General features: G+C 65.1%; 23 protein-coding genes and 1 tRNA gene. 14 read left to right on the plus strand and 10 right to left on the minus strand.

Annotated features, from left to right (window positions below; genetic code table 11):
- Positions 1–57: 57 nt before the first annotated feature.
- Positions 58–441, plus strand: coding sequence for an Ltp family lipoprotein (locus tag E3O32_RS17705; RefSeq protein ID WP_255455482.1), 384 nt, complete (start codon positions 58–60; stop codon positions 439–441).
- 161 nt (positions 442–602) lie between these two features.
- On the opposite strand, the gene E3O32_RS04895 is transcribed toward E3O32_RS17705, so the two are convergent.
- Positions 603–1,298, minus strand: a complete 696-nt coding sequence (locus E3O32_RS04895; protein WP_134507398.1) for a TetR/AcrR family transcriptional regulator C-terminal domain-containing protein — start codon at positions 1,296–1,298, stop codon at positions 603–605.
- Between the two features lie 99 nt (positions 1,299–1,397).
- Here E3O32_RS04895 and E3O32_RS04900 point away from each other — a divergent pair, with 99 nt between their 5' ends.
- The 9 genes from E3O32_RS04900 (at position 1,398) to E3O32_RS04935 (ending at position 8,457) form a co-directional block, all read left to right on the plus strand.
- Complete coding sequence (locus E3O32_RS04900) at positions 1,398–1,910, plus strand: DUF6326 family protein (RefSeq protein ID WP_166790776.1); 513 nt, start codon at positions 1,398–1,400, stop codon at positions 1,908–1,910.
- A gap of 21 nt (positions 1,911–1,931) precedes the next feature.
- On the plus strand, positions 1,932–2,924 hold the full coding sequence (locus E3O32_RS04905; protein WP_134507399.1) for an NAD(P)-dependent alcohol dehydrogenase: 993 nt from the start codon (positions 1,932–1,934) through the stop codon (positions 2,922–2,924).
- A 5-nt stretch (positions 2,925–2,929) separates the two neighbouring features.
- Positions 2,930–3,139 (plus strand): hypothetical protein, encoded by a 210-nt coding sequence (locus E3O32_RS17195; protein ID WP_166790777.1) that lies wholly within the window; start codon positions 2,930–2,932, stop codon positions 3,137–3,139.
- The gene (locus tag E3O32_RS04910) at positions 3,136–3,861 is read left to right on the plus strand and encodes a DUF2306 domain-containing protein (protein ID WP_166790778.1); all 726 of its coding nucleotides are present in this window, start codon (positions 3,136–3,138) and stop codon (positions 3,859–3,861) included. Before E3O32_RS17195 ends, E3O32_RS04910 begins: the two co-directional genes overlap by 4 nt.
- 49 nt (positions 3,862–3,910) lie before the next feature.
- Positions 3,911–4,606: a hypothetical protein gene (locus E3O32_RS04915; protein ID WP_134507401.1), complete on the plus strand. Its 696-nt coding sequence runs from the start codon at positions 3,911–3,913 to the stop codon at positions 4,604–4,606.
- Between the two features lie 363 nt (positions 4,607–4,969).
- Positions 4,970–5,251, plus strand: a complete 282-nt coding sequence (locus E3O32_RS04920; protein WP_134507402.1) for a type II toxin-antitoxin system RelE/ParE family toxin — start codon at positions 4,970–4,972, stop codon at positions 5,249–5,251.
- A 9-nt stretch (positions 5,252–5,260) separates the two neighbouring features.
- Positions 5,261–5,557, plus strand: coding sequence for a HigA family addiction module antitoxin (locus tag E3O32_RS04925; protein WP_134507403.1), 297 nt, complete (start codon positions 5,261–5,263; stop codon positions 5,555–5,557).
- A gap of 233 nt (positions 5,558–5,790) precedes the next feature.
- Positions 5,791–6,384 (plus strand): dihydrofolate reductase family protein, encoded by a 594-nt coding sequence (locus E3O32_RS04930; RefSeq protein WP_134507404.1) that lies wholly within the window; start codon positions 5,791–5,793, stop codon positions 6,382–6,384.
- A gap of 171 nt (positions 6,385–6,555) precedes the next feature.
- A complete protein-coding gene (locus E3O32_RS04935; protein WP_134507405.1) occupies positions 6,556–8,457 on the plus strand; it encodes an ABC transporter ATP-binding protein in 1,902 nt (633 codons plus the stop codon).
- 284 nt (positions 8,458–8,741) lie between these two features.
- Here E3O32_RS04935 and E3O32_RS04940 read toward each other — a convergent pair whose 3' ends face one another.
- Positions 8,742–9,005 (minus strand): helix-turn-helix domain-containing protein, encoded by a 264-nt coding sequence (locus E3O32_RS04940; protein ID WP_241974571.1) that lies wholly within the window; start codon positions 9,003–9,005, stop codon positions 8,742–8,744.
- A gap of 532 nt (positions 9,006–9,537) precedes the next feature.
- On the opposite strand from E3O32_RS04940, the gene E3O32_RS04945 reads away from it, so the two are divergent.
- A complete protein-coding gene (locus E3O32_RS04945; RefSeq protein ID WP_134507406.1) occupies positions 9,538–10,023 on the plus strand; it encodes a cupin domain-containing protein in 486 nt (161 codons plus the stop codon).
- A gap of 31 nt (positions 10,024–10,054) precedes the next feature.
- On the opposite strand, the gene E3O32_RS04950 is transcribed toward E3O32_RS04945, so the two are convergent.
- The 4 genes from E3O32_RS04950 to E3O32_RS04965 form a co-directional block, all read right to left on the minus strand.
- A complete protein-coding gene (locus E3O32_RS04950) occupies positions 10,055–11,083 on the minus strand; it encodes an aldo/keto reductase (RefSeq protein WP_134507407.1) in 1,029 nt (342 codons plus the stop codon).
- 307 nt (positions 11,084–11,390) lie between these two features.
- The gene (locus E3O32_RS04955) at positions 11,391–12,533 is read right to left on the minus strand and encodes an enoyl-CoA hydratase/isomerase family protein (RefSeq protein ID WP_134507408.1); all 1,143 of its coding nucleotides are present in this window, start codon (positions 12,531–12,533) and stop codon (positions 11,391–11,393) included.
- Between the two features lie 352 nt (positions 12,534–12,885).
- Positions 12,886–13,665, minus strand: a complete 780-nt coding sequence (locus E3O32_RS04960) for a hypothetical protein (protein WP_134507409.1) — start codon at positions 13,663–13,665, stop codon at positions 12,886–12,888.
- Entirely contained in the window at positions 13,662–14,648 is a 987-nt protein-coding gene (locus tag E3O32_RS04965) for a hypothetical protein (RefSeq protein WP_134507410.1), read from the minus strand. Before E3O32_RS04965 ends, E3O32_RS04960 begins: the two co-directional genes overlap by 4 nt.
- A 92-nt stretch (positions 14,649–14,740) precedes the next feature.
- Between E3O32_RS04965 and E3O32_RS04970 the strand changes: the two genes are divergently transcribed.
- Positions 14,741–15,916: a DUF4238 domain-containing protein gene (locus tag E3O32_RS04970; protein WP_134507411.1), complete on the plus strand. Its 1,176-nt coding sequence runs from the start codon at positions 14,741–14,743 to the stop codon at positions 15,914–15,916.
- A gap of 591 nt (positions 15,917–16,507) precedes the next feature.
- Here the strand turns inward: E3O32_RS04970 and E3O32_RS04975 are convergent.
- Positions 16,508–16,584, minus strand: a tRNA-Pro gene (locus tag E3O32_RS04975).
- Between the two features lie 290 nt (positions 16,585–16,874).
- On the opposite strand from E3O32_RS04975, the gene E3O32_RS04980 reads away from it, so the two are divergent.
- Entirely contained in the window at positions 16,875–17,348 is a 474-nt protein-coding gene (locus tag E3O32_RS04980) for a hypothetical protein (protein ID WP_134507412.1), read from the plus strand.
- Between the two features lie 73 nt (positions 17,349–17,421).
- Complete coding sequence (locus E3O32_RS04985) at positions 17,422–18,015, plus strand: GNAT family N-acetyltransferase (protein ID WP_241974572.1); 594 nt, start codon at positions 17,422–17,424, stop codon at positions 18,013–18,015.
- A gap of 99 nt (positions 18,016–18,114) precedes the next feature.
- On the opposite strand, the gene acs is transcribed toward E3O32_RS04985, so the two are convergent.
- Genes acs through E3O32_RS05000 form a run of 3 tightly spaced genes read right to left on the minus strand, consistent with a single transcriptional unit; the run spans position 18,115 to position 22,075 of the window.
- The gene (gene acs, locus E3O32_RS04990; protein WP_134507413.1) at positions 18,115–20,091 is read right to left on the minus strand and encodes an acetate--CoA ligase; all 1,977 of its coding nucleotides are present in this window, start codon (positions 20,089–20,091) and stop codon (positions 18,115–18,117) included.
- Positions 20,091–21,704, minus strand: coding sequence for a solute symporter family protein (locus E3O32_RS04995; protein WP_134507414.1), 1,614 nt, complete (start codon positions 21,702–21,704; stop codon positions 20,091–20,093). Before E3O32_RS04995 ends, acs begins: the two co-directional genes overlap by 1 nt.
- Positions 21,701–22,075: a DUF485 domain-containing protein gene (locus E3O32_RS05000; protein WP_134507415.1), complete on the minus strand. Its 375-nt coding sequence runs from the start codon at positions 22,073–22,075 to the stop codon at positions 21,701–21,703. Before E3O32_RS05000 ends, E3O32_RS04995 begins: the two co-directional genes overlap by 4 nt.
- Between the last annotated feature and the right edge of the window lie 106 nt (positions 22,076–22,181).

Genomic DNA, 22,181 nt, shown 5'->3' on the forward strand with positions numbered 1-22,181 from the left:
GCCGCGGTGGCGCCGGTCCCCTCAGACGAGCCGGCTGCGACGACGGAACCGAAACCGGTGGAGACCACGGAGCCCATTGCGGAGCCGATTCCAGCTGAGGAAACGCAAGCCCCCGAGCCTCCGGCCCCAGCCGTCCCTGCCGAGTTCACCTCCGCGTCGATCAAGGCCACGAGCTACTCGCAGAACATGCACATGAGCAAGGTGGGACTCTACGGTCAACTCACCTCGGAGTACGGGGAACGATTCTCGCCGGAGGCCGCACAGTACGGGGTGGACAACGTGCAGGCCGACTGGAACGCCAACGCCCTCGCCAAAGCGAAGTCCTACCAGGAGAACATGGCCATGTCACCAGAGTTGATTCGCGAGCAGCTCACCAGCGAGTATGTGGAACAGTTCACGCCAGTGGAAGCCGACTTCGCAATCCAGCACCTAAACGACTGAACGGTTTTCAATTTCGCGCATCTCGCCGTTTGCGGGCACGCCTGTCGAGCCTCGGCCAAGGCCTCTGGCGGATCAAGGATCGCAGCTTCGTCGTTCAGCACCAACTGCATCCGGGCGAGCTCGCGGCAGTTGGGATAGGAGCCGCGACGTTCGTAGGGTCTTTACGGCTTTCGCCGGGTGCCTCGATTAGAACGCTCGGGCAGCGCGGGGCTCGCGTCGGCGACCCGACGCTCCAAGCCCTCCAGCAGCAGCTCCAACCCGTAGTCGAACTCGTCCGCGAACGCGTAACCGCCATCGCCGAACAGCTCGGCGCGCGACAAAGCAATGTGAGGATACAGCTCCGCCGGCGCCGCGACCTTGACGGCGAACGCCTCCTCGGCGCCGTCCCCCGGTTCGAATGGCAGGCTCGTCTCGGTCAGCGCGAACCCGTACACGTAGGCGTCGATGGCGGAGAACGCGTGTGTCGCGAGCGCGGCGCTGAAGCCGTCGGTCATCAGCACGCCAAGTAGCCGGTCGTGGTGCTGCAGCAGCGCCGGGCCGGGGGTTGGGCGCGATTCCATCATCCCCAGCGCCCACGGATGAGCCGTGAGCACCGATCGTGCCGATCGTGCCCGGGCGGTCAGCGCCTCCCGCCAGGTATCGCCGACCTCGGGCAGCTCGATCCTCTCGAACACCCAGTCGGCGAGGTCGTCGAGCAGCGCCTCCTTGCCTGGCACGTGATGGTAGAGCGACATCGCCTCAACGCCGAGCACCTTCGCGACACTGCGCATGCTCACGGCGGCAACACCCGCATCGTCAGCGACGGTAGCGGCGGCGGTGATGATCCGCTCCCTGCTCAGCGGTGTGCGCGACGTCATTCTCCCATCCTTGCGCACTTACGCTCGTAAGGCTACGCTGGGGACCGGTTCTTACACCCGTAAGTCCCGATCTAACGAATCAAGCCAAGGAGCATTGTGATGAGAACGCCTCAATTCCACACCGCACTAGAGAATCCGCCGTCCCAGAGCACGCTGGAAGATCTGCGCAGGCCCGTGCAGGCCAAGCTTGCGGCAGCCTGGACCAGCCTCATGTTCCTCGTCATCTACATTGACTACTTCCACCTCTACCAGCCTGGCGAAATCGACGAAATCCGGGGTGGCGTCATCTTCGAGTTCGACATCAGCGGGACATTGATGTCCATTTTCTTCGCGATCATCGCGATCCCGGCCCTGATGGTGATGCTCTCCATGACGCTGCCCGCCCGTGTGAATCGCGCAACGAACCTCGTCGTTGCAGCGCTGTACATCCCCGTCATGGTGTTCAACGCGGCAGGGGCGTCCTGGGACTGGGCCTTCTACTACGGCCTCACCATCGGAGTCGAGGTGCTGATCCTGGCCTTCATCCTGCGCTCCGCCTGGACCTGGCCACGCCACACCGCATCACCGGCGATCTTGGCAGCCAGCCTCGACAGAGCCGGTCAACGGACTTGACCCCGAGGGGCGCTGAGAACGGTGAAGGCGATAACCCAATACCGCTACGGCGGACTCGACACTCTCGAATACGAGACTGTTGCCCGGCCCGTAGCGGCTAAGGACGAAGTCCTCATCCGGGTTCTGGGAGCATCCGTCAACGCGGCCGATTGGCTGCTCATGCAGGGTGAACCCTTCGTTGCGAGGTTGGCGTTCGGCCTGCGGCGGCCCAAGGTCCGGGCGCGAGGCAGGGATGTGGCCGGCGTGATCGAGGCTGTGGGCGACAACGTGCGCCGTTTCAGCGTGGGCGATGAGGTGTATGCCGAGGTGGATGCCGGCAGCTTCGCCGAGTACACCGTCGCCCACGCGAAGCGCCTCGCTCACAAACCTTTGCGAATCAGCTTCGGCGAGGCGGCTGCCGTGCCGATCGCCGCAACGACGGCGCTGCAGGGGGTGCGGGATGTCGCGAAGATCAAGCCGGGCGACAAGGTGCTCATCAACGGGGCGTCCGGCGGAGTCGGCTCCTTCGCCGTGCAGCTGGCCAAGGCGTTCGGGGCCGAAGTGACTGGGGTCTGCAGCACCGCAAATCTCGAGTTCGTGCGGTCGTTGGGCGCAGACCACGTCATCGACTACACGACTGAGAACTTCACGACGGGCGAGGCTCGCTACGACGTCATCTTCGACCTCGCCGGCAACCGATCGATAGCCGAGTGCAGGCGGGCCCTCACTCGTCGCGGAACTCTTGTGCTGGCGTCGGGCAACGGGGGGCGAGTGCTCGGTCCGATCCGACGGATGCTTGCAGCGATGCTTCTGGGCATGTTCGTGACCCAGAACCTTCGACCTCTCTCCGCAGCCGCGAGCGGGGCCGACCTCGAAGTTCTTCGGGAGCTCATCGACGCCGGCACCATCACGCCGCCAGTCGACCGCAGCTACCCGCTCGCTGAGACGCCTGAGGCGATCCGCTACTTCGTGGAGGAGCACGCCAGGGGAAAGGTCACCATCACCGTCACCAGCCTGAACAACACCAAGGAGTAGGACCAGTGAACACCACCGCCACAACGTTGAGAACGCCCATGCTCGTGGCCCACGATATCCGCGAGTCCTACGGCAAGGGCACCGCCCGGTTCGACGCGTTGGCTGGTGTCGCCCTCTCGGTGCCTGCCCGGGAGACGGCGCGATGCGACCGCCAGCTCTTCATCCGCGACGGGCGCGCTATGCGCTCCCTCGACACCCCAGGAGAGGCACCATGAACCCCCTCGACAAGAGCTTCTCGATCGACCAAGAGATGACCGCCACCCGCCCTATTGCTCAGCAGAAGGGCGAGCGGCAGCGGCCGAGGAGCGGATGGCTTGCCATAACCGGCCTCTTGATCCTCAGCGCCCTTCCCGTGCTCGGCGGTGTGCTTCGCCTGCGGGACGGGGTCGCTGGGCCCGAGAGCGAAATTCTGTTGGCCACATCGGTGGCGATCGTTGCGCACATCGTGGCCATGAGCGTGTTCTGCATTCTCGGCGCATTCCAGTTCTCTCCAGCACTGCGAATTCGGCGCGGTTGGCACCGTACCGCCGGCCGTGCACTGATCCCCGCTGGATTCATCGCGACACTGTCCAGCATCTGGCTCGCAGTCTTCTTCGGTGGGCCCCCTGATGAGTTCGCACTCGCGATGATTCGCCTCGTCTTCGCTGTACCGATGACAGTGTTTCTTGTGCTCGCGGTGATCACGATCACGCGTCGCGACTTCGCCGCGCACGGAGCATGGATGACGCGCGCCTACGCGATCGCTATCTCCGGCGGAACCCAAGCACTCGTCGTCACACTGTGGACGCTCAATGTCGGTGAGGTCAACGCATTCGGCGAGGCATGGCTGGTCGCCGCGGGCTTCGTGATCAACAGCGCCGTGGCGGAGTTGCTCATCCTGCGACGGACCAGCCGGCGGAGGCGCGGTCGTGCGAGGCGTGGCGCGCTCACATCATGAACCCCCTCGACAACCCGCCGGGCATCCGACCGCAACTAAGGAGTAAGAGATGAGATCACCGAAGAACACCGCCAGCACGCCAGCACGCAGTGCGTTCGCTCGAGGCCGGCTCGTCGGTGCCGCCTCGATCGGGTTCGCAGTGTTGGTGGTGATAGAGAACGTGTTGTTTGCGGTAACGGGCGCTCCGGGCTATGGCGATCCGATCGAGGAAGTGCTGGCCTACTACGCGACCAACCGCGACGCGGTCGCGATCATTTCTGGTCTGGTGGCCCTGTACCTACCGCTGCTGCTGGTGTTCGTGACGGGCCTGCACGGCCTCGTGGGGCGGCGCGGCGGAGCGGGCGCCGGCTGGTCGCGCGTCGCCTTGGCCGCTGGCGCGACGCTGGCGGCCATCTTCGTGCTGTTCAACGTCACGCAGATCGGGCTCGCGCTCTCCGCTGGCGGGCTCGCCGAGCCGACGCCCGCTTTCGAGCTCGTCTGGCAGATTCACGCGGCGGCGTTCGCGCTGGCGCTGCCGCTGATCGGCACCACCTCCTTCGGCGTGGCTCTCGCCACGCACGCGAGCGGGTTGACTCCGGCTTGGCAGCGCCTGCTGGGCCTGGTGGGCGGGAGCCTGCTGCTCGCCGCGGGGCTCGGCAGCCTCGCGATCGCCGACGGCTCGGCACTGATCTTCGTCGGGCTCCTAGGATTCGCCGCCTGGCTCGTCTGGCTGCTCGCGACCGGCGTGCGCCTCGTCCGATCGTGACCGAAAGGAGGGCGGCGCCGAGGTCGCGCACGCGGGCGAGGACTCCGTGGAGGGTCGCCTGCTGGTGCCGGGGGCGAGTCCGGACCGGCGCCTAAATGTGTGAGTGGCGCCGATGGGTTGCGCCCGGCATCTTCCCGGGCAGGACTTTTGTCCCTTCGCCAGCATTCGTGCCGGTGAGATGATCTCAACTGCCCGCCGTCGGCGATTTGCCGTGGTTCCAACGAGAGGAGCAGACCAGGTGACACAGACAACAATCAGGCAGTACCGAGACACGCAAGTCGATGTGAAACTCGTGGCGTCCACGTGCCCTGCATGTAACTAATAACGCTTGACGATAATAACGCTGCGCGTTATGCTAATGGTGTGATCCAGACGTTCGCGGAAAAAGACACTGAGCGCGTCTGGCAGCGGGTCCATGTGCGCAAGTTTGGCCCCGACTTGCAGCGAATCGCGAATCGAAAGCTACTGATACTCGACGCCGCTGAAACCATCAATGACCTGCGCGTTCCACCGGGCAACCGTCTCGAACAGCTGCAGGGCAACCGAAAAGGCCAACACAGCATCCGAGTCAACGACCAATGGCGCATCTGCTTCACGTGGACACCCGCTGGGCCAATAAATGTCGAAATCACCGACTATCACTGAGGAGATATTGTGACTGCCGCACACGAGCCCATTCACCCCGGCGAGATTCTTCTCGAAGAATTCCTCACTCCGCTGGGCATCAGCCAATACCGTCTTGCCCAGGCGATCGCCGTGCCCCCGCGCCGCATCAACGAGATCGTTCACGGCAAACGAGGTATCAGCCCGGACACCGCCCTTCGGCTGGCACGAGCACTCGGCACAACGGATCGATTTTGGATGAACCTCCAGACCCGATACGACCTTGACGTGCAATCTGCTGCTCACGCGGGAGAGCTCAACCAGATCCAGTCGCTCCTGAGCGCCTAGCGAGGCCGAAGCACGCCATTGAGGGTTCCCAAACGCGACTCCCCCGAGACTTCGGAATCTACGCGACTTGGCGCTGAATCCGCGTCCGTCGAGGTCCGATTCGCGGACCAACAAGGGCGGTCGCCGTGGAGCCGGGGGCGAGTTGTAGGGTGGTGCCGAGCCCGCCCAGCGCTAATTCAAAAACCTAGCGTGTAGGAGTTCCCCACAATCGTGGCTCGGCGAAGGGAGTGGTCATGGCCGGCCGGTTCGTTTACTGGATGAATGTCTCGCTTGATCTCTTCATCGAGCGCGAGGTGGGTGAGCACGGTGACATCGGGGGGCCCAGTTGGATCCGCCTGGGCGAGCCGCTGCATCGCGAATTCAACGCTCGGGCGCGGGCGCTGACGATGATAGTTCAGGGCCGCAAAGTCTACGAGTTGATGGATCCGTTCTGGCCGAACGCTCGCACGGACGAATCCCTTCCGGGCTTCCTGCGCGAGTACGGCGAGATCTGGACGGACATGCCCAAGGTGCTCGTCTCGCGCACGCGCACCATGGCCGAACACAACACGCGCATCATCGGCGGCGACAACGCGATCGAACAACTCGCCGTGCTGCGACAGGAGACGGACGGAGAAATCGGCATCGGTGGCGCGAACCTCGCGACCCAGCTGATGCGGGCTCACCTGCTCGACGAGCTCTGGCTGTTCACACACCCTGTCGTGCTCGGAGCCGGCCGGCCGCTCTTCGACACTCTCGACCAGCCTCTCGAGCTCGACCTCTTGGAACAGGATTCGTTCGACCAAGGAGTGACGATGCACCGCTACGCGGTGCGCGGGGCACGTTAGGGCAACCGTCTTGGCTTCTACCTCGGAGCCGGCGCACAGTCGTGGAATGACCGCGGACCGACGCGGTCCGTGACGCTGATCGGCGCACCGAGCGTCACCTCGGCAGCCGCGTCGCAAAGCTCGGGCGACTCGCCATCTAAGCTGGGCCTTCTGCCCACGGAAGGAACGTCAATGAGCATGGAAGGCGCGGCCTGGAGCTCGCTGCACAAGATCTCTACCGCCAGGGACGGCAAGCACGGCTTCTCCCGTGAGTCCGTGCGGCGGATCACGACGTTCGCGGTGCCCTACCGGTCCAAGCTGCTGATCTTCATCACCCTCTCCATCGTGGGAGCTTTCCTCGCGGTCGCGACGCCGGTACTCGCCGGCCAGGTGGTCGACGTGATCGTCGCCCGGGGCGAGGTCACCACGATCGTTTGGCTCGCCGTCGTCATCGCCCTCGTGGCCGTGGCCGACGCCGCCGTGTCACTCGTGACGCGCTGGTACTCGGCGCGGATCGGCGAAGGCGTGATCCTGGACCTCCGCACCTCCGTCTTCAACCACGTGCAAAAGATGCCGATCGCGTTCTTCACCCGCACGCGGACGGGCGCCCTCGTGAGCCGCCTCAACAACGATGTGATCGGCGCCCAGCAGGCCTTCAGCGGCACGCTGTCCGGCGTGGTCACGAACCTCGTGGCGCTGACCCTCACCCTGATCGTCATGCTCAGCACGTCCTGGCTCGTGACAGTTCTCGCCATGATCATGCTCCCCATCTTCCTGGTACCCGCGCGCCGCATGGGCAGCCGCCTCGCCGCGCTGCGCCGCGAGGCGGCCGATCACAATTCCGCCATGAGCACGCAGATGACCGAGCGCTTCTCAGCGCCCGGCGCCACCCTCGTCAAGCTATTCGGCCGGCCCGACGAGGAGGCCGAGGAGTTCCGCGTCCGCGCCGCCCGCGTCCGCGACATCGGGGTCCGGACCGCGATGCTCCAGTTCGTCTTCTTCACCGCACTGATGCTCGGCTCCGCTCTCGCCCTCGCGCTCGTGTACGGGCTCGGCGGCTCCCTCGCACTCGCCGGCCAGCTGAACACCGGTGACGTGGTCACCCTGGCACTCCTCCTCACCCGCCTCTACGCGCCGCTCACCAGCCTCGCAAACGCACGGGTCGAGATCATGAGCGCGGTGGTCAGCTTCGAGCGCGTCTTCGAGGTGCTGGACCTCGACCCGCTCATCAAGGAGAAGCCCAACGCCGCCGCCGTCCCCGAAGGCCCAGTGGCCGTCGAGTTCGACAACGTCCGCTTCGCCTACCCGTCCGCGGACAAAGTGTCCCTCGCCTCTCTCGAGGAGGTTGCCACGCTGGATACCCGCGGCGGCGAGGAGGTGCTGCACGGCGTGTCCTTCAGGATCGAGCCGGGGCAGACCGTTGCCCTCGTTGGTACGTCCGGTGCCGGCAAGTCCACAATTGCGCAGCTCCTCTCGCGCCTGTATGACGTCGACAGCGGCGCCGTGCGCCTCGCAGGGACGGATGTCCGCGATGTCACTTTCGCCTCCCTGCGAAACACCCTGGGCATGGTGACGCAGGACGGCCACCTGTTCCACGAGACCATCCTCTCCAATCTGCGCCTCGCGAGGCCGGAGGCATCCGACGACGAGGTGTGGGACGCCGTCCGCCGCGCGCGGCTCGAGCCGCTCATCCGGTCCCTGCCGGACCAGCTGGACACCATGGTGGGAGAGCGTGGCTACCGGCTGTCCGGGGGCGAGCGCCAGCGGATGACCATCGCAAGGCTCCTACTCGCCCAGCCGCGCGTCGTCATCCTCGACGAGGCGACGGCGGCACTGGACTCGACGTCTGAGGCCGCCGTGCAAGCGGCGCTCAGCGAGGCGCTCAAGGGACGGACGGCAATGGTCATCGCACACCGCCTCTCCACCATCCGCAGCGCGGACCTGATCCTCGTGGTTGAGGACGGCTCGATCGTGGAGCGCGGTACGCACGAGGAACTGCTGGCTGTGGGTGGGCGGTACGAGGAATTGCACCGGACCCAGTTCGCCGTGCAGAAGAATGTTGCGGCCGACGAGGAAGCGCTGAGCCGCACCTAGTTGTACTGAGCTCGGTGCCCCTGCCGAGCGTCTCGGAAAGTCGTCTCGTCACGTTTGGTGTCTCACCGCTCTACATGGGGTTTTTCGAAGCGGAACAGGATGGAGACGTCCAACGTCCAATTGGCCTGTACCCTCGCCATGCACGTGCTTCATTTGAACCAGCGACCGACTGAAGGTTGAGGCCGTAACTTGACGGTCCGAGCCTCGAACCGGCCGGACGGCGTCACCCGCGTGGTGATGTCGCCGAAGGTGCTGATCGTCAACCGTGGCCGCGACATCTCAGCTCACCGGCGATCGGTGCGCCGGGGCGGGCTGGACGGCTCACGCTGCTCGGCAATCCAGGCCCGCACATCGGAGATGGCGAACTTCAGATGTTTGCCGAACCGGTAGGCCGTGGGGCATTTGCCGTGCACACGCCAGTCGTAGACCGTGGACATCGGTATGCCCAAGTAGGACGCCAACTCGTTGATGTCCATCAGGGGTTCCAGACCCCACGCGTCGGTGGCGGGGGTGGGAGAGGAGGGTGGGTAGTCGTCGTGGATGCTCATACTCAGAAGGTGTGCGCCACGATCCCGGACGATCGGAGCGGACCGAAAACGACGCCGCCGCCTCGGATGGAAAGGCCGTCTCACCGGCTCCGGAGAGGAGTAAAAGATGGGTTTGTGATGGGGTAGTCAATTCATTTACCAAAAAAATCCCGGAAACCCTTGAGATTCCGGGACATTTGGTTTGGTGGGCTGATTGCGAAAGCCAACAGGGCGCGCATGGTCCGTGACTCTGGAGCTCTATTTCCTCCGCAGCCCGCGGTCTTTTCCTCGATATCGTGCGAGGCCCGACCGCGGGCTTTCGGTCATCACCAGGCGAGGTTCTGCACGGTAGCCAATCACGGCCAATTCAAGGAGACTGGAGGCGAGCCCACGCCTCGAGGATTTCATCCGCGCCGCGGCGTCCTTCCGGGCGGTCTCCCGCGGAAGAACCCGGGGTGCGGCCGGGGCGGAACCGGCACGTCGCGGAGCAACAGGATTCAGATACACCTGGCCAAAACAACGATGAAAGACCCGAGAAAAAGGATCATCCAACATGACTCGCAGTGACATCGGCCCCCACCCGGACTCCTTCGATCTGGAGACCGCCACCATCGAGAACACCAACTATCGAACCGTCGCCTGGACCGGCCTGTATTTACAGGTCACCCTGATGTGCATCCCGGCCGGAGAATCCATCGGTCTGGAAATGCACCCCGACACCGACCAGTTCCTGCGCCTCGACGCCGGCACCGGGAAGGCTCAAATGGGGCCCGACAAGGACAAGCTCGTTTTCGAGCAGGATGTGTCTGACGGCTGGTGCATCCTTGTCCCCGCGGGCACCTGGCACAACGTCACCAACACCGGTGACGGTCCCATGAACCTCTATGTGATCTACGCGCCGGTCCATCACGCCGCCGGTAATATCCACACAACGGCCGACGCCGCCGCCGAGGACGAGAGCGCCGGCACGGACACTCCACCGGCGTGGACAAAGCAACCCGCCACGTCCCACCCCGACCAGGCAGCAAGCGACCAATAGCAGCAGCGTTTGCTGAGGCGTCGGACTCGATTCAGTCTGGAAGGCGACCGCGGGAGCGTTGCGCGACCGCGGCCTCCCCATACGGATAGTCGGAGACGACCGGAGAGCTCAGGGCTCCCAGCCGGTCCAGCTGATCAGCACTCAGCTGCACGTGGGCCGCGGACAGGTTCTCGGTGAGCTGTTCGACACTTCGCGCTCCGAGGATCACCGAGGTCACCCCCGGTTGCGCCTCGAGCCAGGCCAAAGACACCTGTGCGCTCGTGGCACCGAACTCGGTCGCGACCTCGGCGACGGCATCGATGATCCGCCAGGTGCGTTCCTTCTTATTACGCGGGGCCCACGCCTCCATTCCACGTGCGGGGTCTTCGCCCAGCCGCGTCGCACCGATGGGATCGGTGTCGCGCTGGTACTTGCCCGATAGCCACCCGCCGCCGAGCGGCGACCAGGGCAGAAGTCCCAGACCCGCATCGAGCGCCGCCGGCACGATCTCAGATTCGATCTCGCGAACGAGCAGGTTGTACTGCGGCTGGAGTGTGACCGGCGCCGTGAAGCCCAAAGCCTTCGCCACGTGCACGGCTTTGGTCAGCTGCCAACCGAGAAAGTTGGAGAAGCCGTAGTAGCTGATCTTTCCGCTGCGGATGGCGTCGTCGAGAAAGCGCAGCGTCTCCTCCAACGGCGTCAACGGGTCCCAGGCGTGCAGTTGATACAGGTCGATGTGCTCCGTTCCCAGCCGACGCAGTGAATCGTCGAGGGCCCGGTGCAAGTGCCGACGACTGGTACCCCGATCGTTTGGGCCGTCTCCCATGGCGAACCGGCCCTTGGTGGCGAGAACGATCTGCTTCCTTTCGGTCGGGTGAGAGGCCAACCACGACCCGATCATCTCCTCCGAGGTTCCGGAACTGTAGACATCCGCAGTGTCGACGAGGGTGCCGCCGGCGCCCACATACGTGTCCAGGAGCGCGTTGGCCATCTCCTCATCGGCTTCCGCCCCAAAGGTCATGGTGCCCAGTGCGTAGGTCGAAACGACTGCGCCGCTGTTGCCGAGTGTGCGATATCGCATCTACCGGTCCTCATCTTCTTCAAGGCGAGAGACCCGCAGGGTAACAATCTGAACGGCTCGAAACATTGAGCTGCACTCCATTATCCGTGGGCGTCATGACCGCGGCAGATGCGATCGTGCCCTCGCAGACGTCGGTCTCCATGATCTGCCCCATCACGAAGCCGAAATACACCGAGACCGTCGCCCCGGATTACCGGGGAGGCCTAACGTCGTTTTCCTCCGCCGAGAGGCAATCCTTCCTCCCCCTCCACATGTCTACCTATGGAGCAGGAGCTATCATTCCAGGCCGGATTCCCTGGGGCTATGACTAGCGCGAACGCCGGGCTGCACGTGGCAAGCGCAGCTCACGCTCCCCCAACGACGCGAAGTGCGCCTGCACGTCCCCGTCCGTCACCGCCTCAATGGTTCGGGGTTGCCAGACCGGAGTGCGGTCTTTGTCGATGACCTGAGCACGAATGCCCTCGACCACATCGGGGCCGGCCACCATGCGCAGCGACACCCGGTACTCCTGCTCCAGCACGTCTTCGAGGCTGCCGAGGTCGCGGGCCCGGCGCAGTGAAGCGAGGGTGACCGAGACGGCGGTCGGCGACTTGGCCAGAATTGCGGTCGCTGCATCGCGCGCTGACGCAACAGGCGACTGCTGCAACCGGGCGATGATCGTGGGCAGGTCGTTGCCGGCGTAGCATTCGTCGATCCAGGCGCGTTCGGCCAACAGCGAGGCCGGTGGCACGGTCGACGCGGCGTGCTCGGCGATGGCTGCGGCAGCGGGTATCCGCTTCAAAGTGTCCACCAGAGAATCAAGCCGCGTCGAGTTGACGAAGCTGTCGGCGAGGCCGAGCGCGATGGCATCGGCGCCGGTCATGGTCGCAGCGGTCAGGGCGAGGTGGGTGCCCAGGTCGCCAGGAGCGCGGGAATAGAGCCAGGTTCCGCCGACGTCGGGCACGAAACCGATCGTCGTCTCGGGCATGCCCAGCTTCGTGCGTTCGGTCACGACCCGGTGCGAGGCGTGCCCGCTGAGGCCGACTCCCCCGCCGAGCACGATGCGATCCATCAGAGCCACAAACGGTTTGGGATACCTTTTGATCTGGGCGTTCATCGTGTACTCATCGGCCCAGAACTGCGCGTTCTCATCGGGATCGGTGCGGGCGTCGCGGTAGATCGACACGATGTCGCCGCCGGCACACAGGGCGCGGTCGCCGCTGCCGGTGAGTAGCACGGTGTGCACGGTGGGGTCGTCGGCCCACTCGGTCAGGGCCGCAGCGATCTCGCAGATCATCGGGTGGGTCAGCGCGTTGAGCGCCTTGGGCCGGTTCAGAATGATGCGGGCCAGCTGGCCCTCCCGCTGCAGCAGCAGGTCAGGTTCAGTGACAGCGGATGCCGCCGTGCCGCCACTCGACGCCTCTGCCCCGCGCGTGTCTGAGGAGTTGTGGACCGCGCCAGTGCTGGGCATAGAAGACCTTTCCGCGGCGATTCGGGTGTCGATTCGAGAATAGAGCCGATTGTCCTGACTCAGTCTATGGAAGGGATTTTTTGTGCCGCGACTCCGCATCGCTCGTTGCGGTATGTCTCAGAATGGGTGACAAAGGTCGGGCTGACAGGATTTGAACCTGCGACCCCTTGAAAGTTCAGGCCTTAACTTGAACTTCACCGAGTGTCTCGGAAAACCCTCGGATTCCCTTGTGATTACACGGAACCGGGCGGTTCACTGCTTTCGAGTGTACGCGGCCGTATCCGGACTTTCATGATTGATTTCGATGGGAAAATGGTGGGGAAATGCTCGTAGGTCAAGCGTTCACTTTCCTTCAACGAGGATCCGTCACGTGCCGACGGATAAGCGCAACGAAAAGCGTGCCGGGCACGCCCGCGTCGCGGATCGGGGCGCTTCTCTTGATGGTCTCGGTGAGCTCGTGGAGGATGCGAGCGGCGTCAGAGCGGGAACCGGACATGGTCGCTTCGCTGAGTTTCCATCCGCCGATGGTGTTCGCGTCGTGCTGGTTGACGATGAGGAAGAAGTTGTAGAGGTCGGTGATGTCTTTCGCTTCCAGGCGTGAGCGTGTCGCGTACGCCTTCAGGATGATCGCAGTCTCGACACTCGGAACAGGAACGGTGAATTGCCGTGTCGATCCGTCGCGGAAGGTCACGCGGACGTCGACGAGTATCCGGTGACCGCTGAGCGCGAGCCGAAGGCCCGGGACGGCGTCGAACGCACGGCCGCCGTGCTCAGCACGCCCGAAGGTGCTGCTGTCGGCTGGCACGAGCAGGTCCACAGCGACCTCTCCACCTGCTCCTCGCTCGTAGTGGTTGCCGCTCACCGCCTCGTACCCCGCCGCGATGAGTCTGTCATGCACGGTCCCGGATGCCGCGATGGCGGTCGTCATCGCGGCATCCGCGTCACCGGTGCGCCGGGCGAGTGACCCGGTCGCCGGGAACGCTGTCAATAGGAGGGATGCCATCTGCCCGCCGATGACGAGGATGTCGTCGAGATCAAGGGCGATCGCGGCCACATCCTCGAGCGCCTGGAATGCAGCGTCGTCAGCGTCAGAGGTCGACACGGTCTCTGCAACCACCTGGGTCGTTGTCATCTCAGGGCCCTCTGAAGCACTCGCCTGGCCAGGCGATCGATCGCTTCGCCCGCGTCCGGGCCACCGGTTCGCCGGACGTCCCACGCCGCGAGCACCGGATCCACCGTACGTGGATGCGCTGACCAAGCTGCGGCAGTCGCCCAGATGGTCGGATCGGCGGGGATGACGACTTCGAGGCTGGCTTCATCTCGCGCCGCCTCGGCGAACTTGGCGCGGGCCAGCGGCAGCCCCTTCTTCGCGTAGACGAGGGCCTTCCTGGGCACCCGCCACGGCGCGATCGTGTCGGCGGCCGCGTCCCCTGAGAGCAGCACGTCCGGACTGGTGGCCTGGGCGTCCTCGGCCTGCTTGATGATCGGGTCAAGGCTGTACCAGGACTCTGTGATGCCACCGGGGCCCGGGTAGGTGTCCAGGAAGCGGTCCCAGAGCCTCTCTGGCTCGACGGCGCGCCAACGGCCGTTGGCCTTCTCGACGGTGCCCATCCAGTCTTTGAGAGCCTTGGAGACCGCCGCCTGCGAGGTGCCTATCTGCGCCGCAAGTTCCACCTGCGTGCGCGGCTCATCGGAAAACAGAAGCACCCGCATCAGCGCATGGCGACCCCACGATGGTCGACCCCTCGGCCGGCCCACGTCCTCGATGTCGTCGACGAGGCCGAGGAACTGCGTCTTCCTGCCCCAGATCAGAATGCTGTCGTTGACGCCGGCGACGGCGAGGTCTGGCGTGGCCTCGGCGAGCGTGCGAATCGACGTCGGAACGCTCGGCATCACGATCAGCAGTCGTCTGTTCGTGCTCTCATTCCGCACCCCGCGCTGACGAGCCCGATCGAGCATCCTCATCACGTCGGACGGTGAAGGGGTGCGGGCGCACACCTTCAACTCGACGGGGACGCCGTTGACGACGAGGTCGCTCGCACTGTCGATGGCCACATTCAGGCCGAATGACGTGAGCAGGTCGATACCAGCGTCCGCTGTCAAGTGAGGTGCCATGCCCCAATTCTATAACTTAATGCGGCAATTTCTACCTTTAGTTATGACGCGTGCGGATTCGTTACGGACGGCCGGTGCTTTAGAGTTGCGCCGTGACGAAGCGGAAGCGTGCCCGACCTGCCCCTCAGAAGCAGCCGTACGAGCTGGCCGCCGAAGCGATGACGGCCGCTGGCCAGGAGCCCAAGGGGCATCACCTGGTGCCAAGATTTTACCTCGAGCGGTGGGCGGTGAATGATCGCATCCGTGTTACAGACATGGTCAACGATCGCCGCACCTTCGAGCTGTCCCCGAGCAAGGCCGCGCGCGTGAATGACTTCTACCGGTCGGAGGATCATGAGGCGGGCGACCAGTCCCCCGTGGTCTATGAGGCGTGGCTATCTGAGATCGAGGGGAAGGCTGCCGGGGTGATCGCACAGATCCTCGAGGACGGCATCAACTCGATGTCAGCACAACAACACTCCGATCTCTGCCACTTCTTGGGGATGCAGATCACCCGTACCCATGCCGCACGGATCGGGCGTCGTTCTGTCGCAACTCATGGACTCGCCCACCTGAGCGCCGACGGCCACGACGGAGCGCTCCGTCAGTTTCTGGTCAAACTGGGCCGTGAACCGACTCCGCAGGCCGTGCGCGATATGCGCAACCAACTCCCCGACATGATCGCTGACCCTATGAAGTTCCCGCTTAGCCGCATGGAGGACCTGCGAATGTCGAGCATCTCAGGCGGTCACGCTGCGATCTTCATCGGAAACCGAAACTTCGCAATCTACGAGACGACCCGCGCGCTCATCACGTGCGACGAACCGGTCATTGAGCTCGCCGAGGACATGGGGGTTCATCCCGAAATCGGAGCACTGTGGGGCGCGCCGATCTATGTCTTCCCACTCGACCCGCACCATGTCCTCGCAATGTTCCGCCGCGATTTGCCGGCACCCGGACCGATCGAGTTGACGACAGCGGAGACGTTGGAGCTCAACGCTGTGATCGCTGGCAGCGCCCGCCATTATGCGTTCTCGCGCCCAAGCGACAAGCTCGCCACGAAGATCTACTTGCCTCCCCCGGCGCCGCCCGGCGCGTCTCAGATCCACAAGAACCCGGCTGACGCCACCAGCGAGCTAATTCAGTTCTGGACGCCGAAACGATGGCATGGCGATGAACGGGCGCCGGTGCGCCCGGTTGAGCACTGGTGGCCCGCTGTAGTTCCGTCGCCGCCGATTCCGACTCCCGACGAGCGCGAGATGATGAAGAGGCAGAGCCGCGAGCGGTAGCGGGGCCACGACCGATAACCAGACACGTCTCGTGCCACAAGGGACAAGGTTCGCTCTCTCATCTTCTGCCCTGTGCCGCAGACCTCGCGGTTCATCAGCGCCACGTAGGATCCGGTCGAGAGCCTGCCGACAAGAGTGTCGAAGTGATGCGCCTACGGAAAGCTGATCCGCGTACCCAGACGTCGATGCCTCGCTCGCCTCGGCCCGAAGCGTCGAGAATCGCTGGCAGAGGCACGCTGCGATGAAATCCTCGATGGCGTCACCGCCGGGTTTTGCGAGTGCTGTCCAGTCGTTTTGTCCCATGACATGTGTAGAGCGGGCCAACGCTCTCTCAAGAACGATGGGTCGGTCCGGCTCAGGAACCAATACTGCCCGAGAGGGCAAGGCACCCAGCATTCGAGACAATCCGACGAGCGCGGAAACGGCTGAAAACACGCTCAGCAGCCGAGAAGACAACCACAACTCAAGAATCGCGACCGAAGCCGGACGCGAGAACCCCATAAACCAGAAATCACTCCTGAGAAGCCTCAGGAGCGATTTCTTTTTGTTTCGACCGGACCGTTTCGTGAAGAGTTTCGCGAACGGCCCCTTTGGTCGGGCTGACAGGATTTGAACCTGCGACCCCTTGACCCCCAGTCAAGTGCGCTACCAAGCTGCGCCACAGCCCGCCGCTCCCACAGACGATTTCAAGGAACAAAACCAGCAGGAGACAACTCCGATAGCTTACCGCCTTCGGTGGGTGCCCGCGCACCGCTGGCGCCCCACAATCGCGACTCAGACGGCTCAAACCGAAAGTAGCAGGGCGGAATCGCAGGTACAGGATGCCGCTGAGCGCGCGAAAACGCATCCCGGCCGAGCGCTTCCGGGCCAATCCCCTGACCACGCATAGGAAATCCATAGAACGCGCCCGTAGCGTGACGCGAGGCTGGTCTCGGCCGCTCCCCCAACGAAGGAAACCATGTCTCGCAATAATTCTGACGTCCTGGCGAAAATCAACGTGCCCCTCGCGCTCCTGTGGCTGGCCGGGTTCGTCGTCACCGCGGTGGGCTACCTGGTGATGACGTCCTCGAATGCCGCCCAGGCTCAATTCGCCAGTTCAGGCTCGCAGGATTATGCGACCTACTTCACGGCGCAGTCCGGGAGCACCCTGGGCACCACGCTGATGGGGGCCGGCGTGCTGGGGCTCCTGCTGGCGCTGGCCGCGCACGTGAAGACCCACCCCGCCGGGATCGCTGCAGGCGTGGCCGACGCGGAGCCGGCCGAGGACTCCTTCGACGATGAACTCGACCTGTCCGGTGAGGATCTCGACGCCGACGAGATCGACGCCGACGACGCGGTCGAGACGACCGGCATGGCCGGGACCGACGACGAAGCCACCGCCTTGGGCGAGGCCGCGGCCGAGCCCGAACTGGAGCCGACGACCGCGCGCTGAGACACCGAAAAATGGCGGCGGCGAGTTCGACCCAAAACCCCCGTGCGACGCCCTGACGCGGTAATTTGAACGCGTGACGCCGAACCCTGAGATCACCATCGCATCCGTCGAGACGGTGCCCTGGGACGACGTGCGCACGGTGTTCGGCAACCGCGGCGACCCGCACCGGTGCTGGTGCCAGTTCTTCAAGCTTCCCAACAAGGCGTGGGAGACCGCGGAACCGGCGCAGTGCGAGCAGCTGTTGCAGGACCAGGTGCGCGCCCACGACCCGGCGCCCGGCGTGATCGCGTATCAGGGCGACGAGCCCGTGGGCTGGTGCGCGGTCGAGCCCCGGCCGAACTATCCGCGGCTGCGGCGGGCGAAGGTGGTCACCGAGGGCAGCCGGCAGGATGCCGACGACGCGTCGGTCTGGGCGGTCACCTGCTTCGTCGTGAGGGTCGGTTTTCGCCGGCACGGGATCGCGGCGGACCTGTTGGCCGGCGCGGTCGAGCAGGCGCGCCGGCTCGGCGCGCGGGTGATAGAGGGTTATCCGGTGGACACGGCCGAGCGGGTGAAGGCGCCGGCTGCGGAGCTGTACCACGGGACGGTGTCGTTGTTTCTCGGCGCGGGGTTCGAGGTTGTGGCACGGCCGACGGGTGATCGCGCGGTGGTCGAGCTGGTTCTGTAGGGGGCCTGGGGTCTCGACAAGCTCGACCACCGGTGCCCACAGTGATCGAGCCTGTCGAGATCCTGGATTGGTCTCGACAAGCTCGACCACCGTCACGAGCTACGCGGACGCGGTCGCGCCCGCCAGGCTCGTCGCGATGGTGCGCATCGACGTGGTGTCCGCCAAGGTGGCGACGTCGCCCACGTCCCGGCCCTCCGCCACGTCCCGCAGCAAACGGCGCATGATCTTCCCCGAACGCGTCTTCGGCAGCTCGGGCACGATCAGGAGGCGCTTCGGCCGGGCGATCGGCCCGATCTCCGCGGCTACATGCGCCTTGAGCACGGCGGCGACCGACTCATTGTCGAGCACGTCGTCGTCGTTCCGGTCACGGAGAATGACGAACGCCACGATGGCCTGCCCGGTCGTCGCATCCGCGGCTCCCACCACGGCGGCCTCCGCCACCATCGGATGCGAGACCAGCGCCGACTCCACCTCCACCGTGGAGATGCGGTGGCCGGAGATGTTCATCACATCGTCGACCCGGCCGAGCAGCCAGATGTCACCGTGCTCGTCGTACTTCGCCCCGTCCCCGGCGAAGTAGAAGCCCTGCGCCTTGAACCGGTCCCAGTACACCTCCTGCGCGCGATCCGGCTCGCCCCAAATGCCGCGGGACATGGCCGGCCAGGGCTTGTCGATCACGAGATACCCGCCCCCGCCGGATTCCACGGTCTCGCCGTGGTCGTCGACGACCCGCACCGAGATGCCGGGCAACGCCTGGTGCGCCGAGCCCGGTTTCGTGGCGGTGAGGCCGGGCAGCGGCGAGATCATGATCGCGCCGGTCTCCGTCTGCCACCACGTGTCCACGATCGGTGTCGTGCTCCGGCCGATGTGGGTGTGGTACCACATCCACGCCTCCGGGTTGATCGGCTCCCCCACGCTGCCGAGCAGGCGCACCGACTCGAGGTTGTAGCCCTGCGGGATGTGTTCGCCCCACTTCATGAACGTGCGGATCAGCGTCGGGGCGATGTAGTAGATCGTCACCCCGTATTTCTCGATGATCTCGAAGTGCCGGCCCTCGTGCGGTGTGTTCGGGGTGCCCTCGTACATCACCTGGGTCGCCCGGTTCGCGAGCGGCCCGTAGACGATGTAGCTGTGCCCGGTGATCCAGCCCACGTCGGCCCCGCACCAGTACACGTCGGTGTCCGGCTTGAGGTCGAACACGGCCCGGTGCGTGTACGCCACCTGGGTGAGGTAGCCGCCCGAGGTGTGCAGGATCCCCTTGGGCTTCCCGGTCGTGCCCGACGTGTAGAGGATGAACAGAGGATGCTCCGCGTCGAACGACTCGGGCTCGTGCTCGGCCGACTGGGAGCCGACCAGGTCGTGCCACCAGAGGTCGCGACCCTCCTGCATGGCGACGGGCTCCCCCACCCGGCGCACCACGATCACCTTCTCCACGGTTTCGGCGCCCCCCAGCGCCTCGTCCACGTTCTCCTTCATCGGTGCGCCGACCCCTCGCCGGTACTGACCGTCGGAGGTGATCACCACTCGCGCCGCGGCGTCGTCCACCCTGGCGCGCAGCGCCGCCGGCGCGAATCCGCCGAAGACGACGCTGTGCACGAGACCCAGCCGCGCGCAGGCGAGCATGGAGACGACCGCCTCCGGGATCATCGGCAACTGGATGACAACCCGGTCGCCGGCGACCAGCCCGAGGGAGCTCAGCGCGTTCGCCGCCCGGCAGACCTCGTCGGTGAGCTGCGCGTAGGTGATGTCCCGGGTGTCGCCCGGTTCGCCCACCCAGTGCAGCGCAACCTGGTCGCCGTGCCCCGACTCGACGTGCCGGTCGAGGCAGTTGTACGCCACGTTGAGCTTGCCGCCGTGGAACCAGCGCGCGTTGGGCGGGTTCGACCAATCGAGCACCTCGTCCCAGGGCTGGGTCCAGACCAGGTTCTCGGCCTGGGTCGCCCAGAAGTGCTCGCTGTCCCGGTCGGCGTGCTCGTAGTGCGACGCGTCGGCATTGGCCTGCGCCTGGAACTGCTCGGTCGGTGCGAAGAGGCGCGGGACATCCGGACCGGTGTGGGTGATGGTTTCCCTGTTCATCAGTGGCTCACCGCCTCCTTCTCGGCGCCGACGCCGGTGAGCGAACGCACCTCCATTTCGACCTGCTTGGCCTCGTCGCGTGGAACCTTGTCCAGCACGGTGCCGAGCCAGCCGAGCACGAACGCGAGCGGGATGGAGATCAGGCCCGGGTTGCTGAGCGGGAAGATGGCGAAGTCGGCGCCGGGGATCATCGACGTCGGTGAACCGGAGACGACCGGGGACAGCGCGATCAGGAGGATGGCCGAGGACAGTCCGCCGTACATGCTCCACACGGCGCCCTGGGTGCTGAACTTCTTCCAGAACAGCGAGTAGAGAATGGTGGGCAGGTTGGCGGAGGCCGCCACGGCGAACGCCAGGGCCACCAGGAACGCCACGTTCTGACCGTTGGCGCCGATGCCACCGATGATCGCGACGATGCCGATGATGATCACGGTGCGGCGGGCCACCTTGACCTCGTCCTCCGGACGGGCCTTGCCCTTCTTGAAGACGCTCGCGTAGATGTCGTGGGCGAAGGATGCCGCGGCAGTGATCGTGAGGCCGGCCACAACGGCGAGGATCGTCGCGAACGCGACCGCGGAGATCAGGCCGAGCAGCACGGGCCCGCCGAGCTCGAAGGCCAGCAGCGGGGCCGCGGAGTTGACGCCACCCGGGGAAGCGAGGATGCGGTCGGCGCCGATCAGTGCCGCCGCGCCGTAGCCCAGAACCAGGGTGAAGATGTAGAACCCGCCGATGAGCCAGATCGCCCACACAACCGAGCGACGAGCCTCCTTGGCCGTCGGAACGGTGTAGAAGCGCATCAGCACGTGCGGCAGCGCCGCGGTGCCGAGAACCAGCGCCAGGGCCAGGGAGATGAAGTCGAGCTGGGTGATGTCGGACAGGCCGTACTTCAAACCGGGGTTGAGGATCTCGGGGTTGCCCGCGGTCTCCACGGCGTGGTCGAGCAGGGTCGAGAGGTTGAAGCCGTGCAGCGCCAGCGTCCACACGGTCATCACGGCGGCGCCGGCGATGAGCAGAACGGCCTTGATGATCTGCACCCAGGTGGTGCCCTTCATCCCGCCGATGAGCACGTAGACGATCATCAGGGTGCCGACGATGGTGATCACGACGGACTGGCCGACCTTGTCGTTGATGCCGAGCAGCAGCGAGACGAGCCCGCCCGCTCCGGCCATCTGGGCCAGGAGGTAGAAGAAGCAGACGACCAGGGTGGTGATCGCGGCCGCGATCCGCACCGGACGCTGCTTCAGTCGGAAGGAGAGCACATCCGCCATCGTGTACTTGCCGGTGTTGCGCAGCAGCTCGGCGACGAGCAGGAGCGCGACGAGCCAGGCCACGAGGAAGCCGATGGAATACATGAAGCCGTCGTAGCCGGTGATGGCGATGGCTCCGACGATGCCGAGGAACGAGGCTGCGGAGAGGTAGTCGCCGGCGATGGCGGTACCGTTCTGGCCGCCGGTGAAGGAGCGGCCGGCCGCGTAGTAGTCGGCCGCGGTCTTGTTGTTGCGGCTGGCCCGCAGAACGATGATCAGCGTGATGGCGACGAACGCGCCGAAGATGCTGATGTTGAGAACCGGGTTACCCGGGGACGATGCCGCGGCGGCGAGGTGGATGTTCACTTGGACTCCTTCGTGGCTGCGGCGAGCGGGCCCTCGATCTCATGACGGATGCCTGCGGCGATCGGGTCGAGCCGGCGGCCCGCGTAGCTGACGTACCAGGTGGTGATCGCGAAGGTGCTCACGATCTGAGCCAGGCCGAGCAGCAGTCCGATGTTGATGCTGCCGAACACCTTGGTCGACATGAAGTCGTGGGCGTAGCCGGCCAGCAGCACGTAGGCCAAGTACCAGAGCAGGAATGCAATGGCCACGGGGAAAACGAAGCTGCGGTGGCGTTTGCGCAGTTCCTGAAACTCGGCTGATTCCTGCACTCGGTGGAAGGCTTCCGCGGGAATGACCGCGTCGACTTCCTCTTCCAGGGCGACATTGCCCATGATTTTCTCCTCTTCATTGATAGAGCATTCATACGAACCGGTGGTCTGGTGCGATGCCGATCACTCTCCCGCACGCCCCGAGCTGCGGCGAGCAACCGACCCGGTT

This window comes from Cryobacterium mannosilyticum (assembly GCF_004402705.1).
GTDB lineage: Bacteria > Actinomycetota > Actinomycetes > Actinomycetales > Microbacteriaceae > Cryobacterium > Cryobacterium mannosilyticum.

What these genes read in the sequence shown, in the direction of transcription:
- E3O32_RS04980 (WP_134507412.1), top strand. Translation starts at nt 16,875, where the DNA reads ATGTCTCGCAATAATTCTGACGTCCTGGCGAAAATCAACGTGCCCCTC.
- E3O32_RS05000 (WP_134507415.1), bottom strand. Translation starts at nt 22,075, where the DNA reads ATGGGCAATGTCGCCCTGGAAGAGGAAGTCGACGCGGTCATTCCCGCG.
- E3O32_RS04910 (WP_166790778.1), top strand. Translation starts at nt 3,136, where the DNA reads ATGAACCCCCTCGACAAGAGCTTCTCGATCGACCAAGAGATGACCGCC.
- E3O32_RS04930 (WP_134507404.1), top strand. Translation starts at nt 5,791, where the DNA reads ATGGCCGGCCGGTTCGTTTACTGGATGAATGTCTCGCTTGATCTCTTC.
- E3O32_RS04955 (WP_134507408.1), bottom strand. Translation starts at nt 12,533, where the DNA reads ATGCCCAGCACTGGCGCGGTCCACAACTCCTCAGACACGCGCGGGGCA.
- E3O32_RS04900 (WP_166790776.1), top strand. Translation starts at nt 1,398, where the DNA reads ATGAGAACGCCTCAATTCCACACCGCACTAGAGAATCCGCCGTCCCAG.
- E3O32_RS04945 (WP_134507406.1), top strand. Translation starts at nt 9,538, where the DNA reads ATGACTCGCAGTGACATCGGCCCCCACCCGGACTCCTTCGATCTGGAG.
- E3O32_RS04935 (WP_134507405.1), top strand. Translation starts at nt 6,556, where the DNA reads ATGAGCATGGAAGGCGCGGCCTGGAGCTCGCTGCACAAGATCTCTACC.
- acs (WP_134507413.1), bottom strand. Translation starts at nt 20,091, where the DNA reads ATGAACAGGGAAACCATCACCCACACCGGTCCGGATGTCCCGCGCCTC.
- E3O32_RS04965 (WP_134507410.1), bottom strand. Translation starts at nt 14,648, where the DNA reads ATGGCACCTCACTTGACAGCGGACGCTGGTATCGACCTGCTCACGTCA.
- E3O32_RS04940 (WP_241974571.1), bottom strand. Translation starts at nt 9,005, where the DNA reads ATGAGCATCCACGACGACTACCCACCCTCCTCTCCCACCCCCGCCACC.
- E3O32_RS04915 (WP_134507401.1), top strand. Translation starts at nt 3,911, where the DNA reads ATGAGATCACCGAAGAACACCGCCAGCACGCCAGCACGCAGTGCGTTC.
- E3O32_RS04895 (WP_134507398.1), bottom strand. Translation starts at nt 1,298, where the DNA reads ATGACGTCGCGCACACCGCTGAGCAGGGAGCGGATCATCACCGCCGCC.
- E3O32_RS04950 (WP_134507407.1), bottom strand. Translation starts at nt 11,083, where the DNA reads ATGCGATATCGCACACTCGGCAACAGCGGCGCAGTCGTTTCGACCTAC.
- E3O32_RS04960 (WP_134507409.1), bottom strand. Translation starts at nt 13,665, where the DNA reads ATGACAACGACCCAGGTGGTTGCAGAGACCGTGTCGACCTCTGACGCT.